Raw genomic sequence first — 4,570 nt, forward strand, 5'->3', positions numbered from 1 at the left:
CTTCAGAAAAAGTTCCCGATGGCCTGAATTGGGACTTGTGGGTCGGTCCCTCGCTGTACCGTGATTTTCACTCGGAGCTGGCTCCCCCAATTGAACGCGACATCTATCCCAATTGGCGGAACTACCGCAACTTTGGCGGTGGTATGATTACCGACTGGGGTGCGCACATGTTCGACATTGTGCAGTGGGGGCTCAATATGGATGAATCAGGTCCGGTTGAGTTTACCCCGCCCGATCAACCCGCCAAACGTGGATTAAAAATGACCTATGCCAATGGTATAGTCGTCAATCATGTGAATTGGGGTGAAAGCAACGCCGTGCAGTTTATCGGCTCGGAAGGAAAAATAGAGATCAGCCGTGGATTTTTACGCACCTTCCCCAACGAAAAACTGGCCAAGGCAGAACTGAAGGAAACCGACAAACGCGTATACTTCAGCGACAACCATTACCAGGATTGGATCAAAGCCATACGCACGCGACAGCTGCCAATTTCGGATGTGGAAACCGGTCATCGAACGGCTTCGATGTGCAACCTGGCCAATATTGCCTACGAACTGCAGCGCCCACTGAAATGGGATCCGAAGAGGGAAGAATTTAAGGACGATCTATTTGCCAATCTAATGCGGACACGTCCATTCCGAGGGAAGTGGAATTTTATGGATTTTTAGGTCCTGCAAAAAAAGTCGGCATAAAGGAAAGGCCCCAACATCACTTGCGGGGTCCTTTCCTTTTTATCGTTTGTTATCCCTTTATTCCGATAAGCGCGACTTCAAATATTCGCGGTTCAGGCGAGAGATGTGTGCTATGGAAATGCTTTTGGGGCATTCCACTTCGCAGGCTCCGGTGTTGGTGCAACCGCCAAAGCCCAGCTCATCCATTTTGGCAACCATTGCTTTGGCGCGTCGTTTCGCCTCAACCTTGCCTTGTGGCAACAGGGCCAACTGGCTCACTTTAGCCGAAACGAACAGCATAGCCGACGAGTTCTTGCAAGCGGCCACACAGGCGCCACAGCCAATGCAGGCGGCAGCATCCATTGCCTCTTCGGCAGCTGGCCGGGCAATTGGAATGGCATTGGCATCGGGCACACCACCTGTGTTAACCGATACGTAACCACCCGCTGCAATGATCTTGTCGAAAGCAGTCCGGTCTACAATCAGGTCTTTAATGATGGGAAAAGCCGCTGCACGCCAGGGTTCAATGGTGACTGTTTCGCCGTCCGTGAACTTGCGCATGTGTAACTGGCAAGTGGTAATGTCCTCATCTGGCCCGTGCGGGCGGCCATTAATGTAGAGCGAACACATGCCACAGATGCCTTCGCGGCAATCGTGATCGAAGGCAATCGGTTCTTTGTTTTCGTTGACCAACTGCTCGTTCAGAATGTCCAACATTTCGAGGAACGAGCTGTCGGTTGAAATATTGGTCACCTGGTAGGTTTCGAAACGGCCTTTCTCTTTGGGACCGTTCTGACGCCAAACCTTAAGCGTGAGATTTATTGTTTTTTCCATGATTGATCTCCTTTTTAAAAGCCGTTATTTGTAATTACGTTGAAGCATTTCTACGAACTCGTAAACCAGTTCTTCCTTGTGAAGCGCAGGCTCTGCATCTTCGCCCTTGTATTCCCAACAGGAAACGTAAGCGAATTTGTCATCCTGACGCAGGGCTTCACCTTCGCCGGTTTGGTATTCCTCGCGGAAGTGACCTCCGCAGGATTCTTCGCGATCCAACGCATCACGAGCCATTAAGGCGCCAATCTCAATAAAATCGGCCAAACGGCTGGCTTTTTCCAATTCAACATTCATTCCTTCTTTCGATCCGGGAATGCGGACGTTCGTCCAGAACTCTTTTTTGATTTCAGCGATTCGTTTAATCGCTTTCTTCAACCCTTCGGCATTGCGGCCCATTCCAACGAAATCCCACATCACCAATCCAAGTTCTTTGTGGATGCTGTCAACCGACCGTTGACCCTGAATGCTTAGTAGTTTTTCGAAGCGGTCTTTCACAGCTTGTTCGGCTTCCACGAATTCCTTTTCCTCGGTGGTCATTCGCGGCGTGCGAATATCATCGGCCAGGTAATTTTGAATGGTGTATGGCAGCACAAAATAGCCATCAGCCAGTCCTTGCATCAGTGCCGAGGCCCCCAACCGGTTGGCTCCGTGATCGGAGAAATTGGCTTCGCCGGCGGCAAACAGTCCGGGAATATTGGTTTGCAATTCATAATCAACCCAAATACCACCCATGGTGTAGTGAATGGCCGGGTAAATCATCATCGGTGTTTCGTATGGATTGTCATCCACAATTTTTTCATACATCTGGAAGAGGTTGCCGTAGCGAGCTTCAATCACATCTTTCCCTAAGCGGTCGATGGCTGATTTGAAATCCAGGTAAACAGCCAAGCCAGTTCCTACTCCAAATCCGGCGTCACAACGCTCTTTGGCAGCACGCGAAGCTACGTCACGAGGAACAAGGTTTCCGAAAGCAGGATAACGACGCTCCAAATAGTAATCACGATCTTCTTCGGCGATCTCTGTCGGCTTCAGTTTGCCGGCACGAATGGCTTCAGCGTCTTCTTTCTTGGCAGGCACCCAGATCCGGCCATCATTCCGAAGCGATTCTGACATTAAGGTTAGTTTACTTTGAAACTCGCCATGAACCGGAATACAAGTGGGGTGAATTTGCGCCATACAGGGATTGGCAAACATGGCCCCTTTATGGAAGGCTTTTATAGCGGCCGATCCGTTCGATCCCATGGCGTTGGTCGACAAAAAGAAGGTGTTTCCATAGCCTCCGGTCGCCAGCACAACGGCATGTCCAAAGTGACGTTCCAGCTTTCCGGTCACCAGGTCGCGGGTAATGATTCCGCGGGCCTTACCTTCAACCAATACTATTTCTACCAATTCGTTGCGGGTGTACATTTTTACAGAACCGGCATTCACCTGGCGCATCAGGGCCTGGTAAGCGCCCAGCAATAATTGCTGTCCGGTTTGCCCACGGGCATAGAATGTACGGCTAACCTGTGCTCCACCGAACGAACGGTTATCGAGCAAGCCACCGTACTCGCGTGCGAAAGGAACACCTTGTGCCACGCATTGGTCAATGATGCTGTTGCTTACCTCTGCCAATCGGTATACGTTGGCTTCGCGGGCGCGGTAGTCGCCTCCTTTAATGGTATCGTAAAACAGACGGTAAACCGAATCGCCGTCGTTGGGATAGTTTTTTGCGGCATTGATTCCTCCCTGTGCGGCAATGGAGTGCGCGCGGCGGGGTGAATCCTGAATAGTAAAATTTTTGACATTGAATCCCATTTCTCCAAGCGATGCAGCTGCCGAAGCTCCGGCCAGACCGGTACCGACGATAATCACATCCAGTTTACGCTTGTTGGAAGGGTTCACCAGTTTTTGGTGATCTTTATAATTTGTCCACTTCTGAGCCAATGGCCCTTCGGGTATTTTTGAATTGAATACGCTCATAATTTCTTTTCTTTTCGATTAAAACTTAATCTGGAAATACAAAGGGATAACGGAAAATCCGATGGCAATTACGATCGCAAAGATTGTTCCCACAAATTGTAATCTTTTCAGCCAGATTTTGTTGGCAAATCCAATGGTTTGAAACGCCGACCAAAAACCATGAGCGAGGTGTAAACCAAGCAGGACTCCTCCAACTACATAAATGAGGCTGTAAATCAAACTTGCTTTAAACAAGCTCGACACCAAGGCATAGGTGTTTTCCATCTCTTCGCCTCCCACGACAACATGGGCCAGCAGCGGATCGCCTGTGACCTTGATCTTCCAGAAGAACTGGATGATATGCATCACCAGGAAAACAAAAATTAAGGAACCAAGAACCAGCATGTTACGCGATGCCCAGCTACTCGATTTCGAATTGTTTAACTGTTTGTATCCGATTGGCCGCGCTTTCAAGTTTTGAAAACTGACAATGAGTGACCAAATGATATGTACTAAAAAGCCCAGGGCAAGGACTGGCTCCATGATCTTAATGGCCGGGTTGGTAGCCATAAAGTGAGCCCCCTGATTGAACAGGTCACCGCTGTCATCAAAAATCAAAAGCAGGTTGATGCTAAGGTGAACGATAATGAACATCATCAGGAATATTCCGGAGATGCTCATCAAGAACTTTTTCCCAATAGAAGAAGTCAGAAAATTGCTCATAGGATAATCGTTTTATTTAAAAATTAATGATTCTCATAAAGTTCCACAAAAGTAGAGTTATGCGGGTTGACCAGCAAAAAAGCATGATCAAAAATAAGTAATTTAAAACGGTTCTAAGAAAAAAAAATGGAGTATCACGCTAAAAAGCTTACGGTCATCGTGTTTGAGTGTTTGCATCGTGTGAACTCTTTGTTAACACTGTTTACGTTTAGTGCTGAAATCAGGTATTTTGCAAGCCCCAAATTTCTTTTTTTGAATCCGCATGCTTTTTTCTATTTTTGCAGTGCTTTTGGACGCTTACATCCATTGGTAGAAAAGCAAAAGTTTTGGTTCCATAGTTCAACGGATAGAATAGCAGTTTCCTAAACTGTAGATCCGGGTTCGATTCCCGGTGGGACTAC

Annotated in this window: 4 protein-coding genes and 1 tRNA gene; 2 read left to right on the forward strand and 3 right to left on the reverse strand. The window is 47.9% G+C overall.

Annotated features, from left to right (window positions below; genetic code table 11):
* A partial coding sequence (locus AAC033_RS18320) for a Gfo/Idh/MocA family oxidoreductase (protein ID WP_339740847.1) occupies positions 1-668 on the forward strand: 668 nt, incomplete at its 5' end.
* Positions 669-749: 81 nt separating this feature from the next.
* Here the strand turns inward: AAC033_RS18320 and AAC033_RS18325 are convergent.
* Genes AAC033_RS18325 through AAC033_RS18335 form a run of 3 tightly spaced genes read right to left on the reverse strand, consistent with a single transcriptional unit; the run spans position 750 to position 4,169 of the window.
* The gene (locus AAC033_RS18325; protein WP_339740849.1) at positions 750-1,505 is read right to left on the reverse strand and encodes a succinate dehydrogenase/fumarate reductase iron-sulfur subunit; all 756 of its coding nucleotides are present in this window, start codon (positions 1,503-1,505) and stop codon (positions 750-752) included.
* 24 nt (positions 1,506-1,529) lie between these two features.
* Entirely contained in the window at positions 1,530-3,467 is a 1,938-nt protein-coding gene (locus tag AAC033_RS18330) for a fumarate reductase/succinate dehydrogenase flavoprotein subunit (RefSeq protein ID WP_339740851.1), read from the reverse strand.
* Positions 3,468-3,485: 18 nt separating this feature from the next.
* Entirely contained in the window at positions 3,486-4,169 is a 684-nt protein-coding gene (locus AAC033_RS18335) for a succinate dehydrogenase cytochrome b subunit (RefSeq protein WP_339740853.1), read from the reverse strand.
* 328 nt (positions 4,170-4,497) lie between these two features.
* Between AAC033_RS18335 and AAC033_RS18340 the strand changes: the two genes are divergently transcribed.
* Positions 4,498-4,569, forward strand: a tRNA-Arg gene (locus AAC033_RS18340).
* Position 4,570 lies beyond the last annotated feature (1 nt).

It is taken from the genome of uncultured Sunxiuqinia sp. (assembly GCF_963974515.1).
GTDB lineage: Bacteria > Bacteroidota > Bacteroidia > Bacteroidales > Prolixibacteraceae > Sunxiuqinia.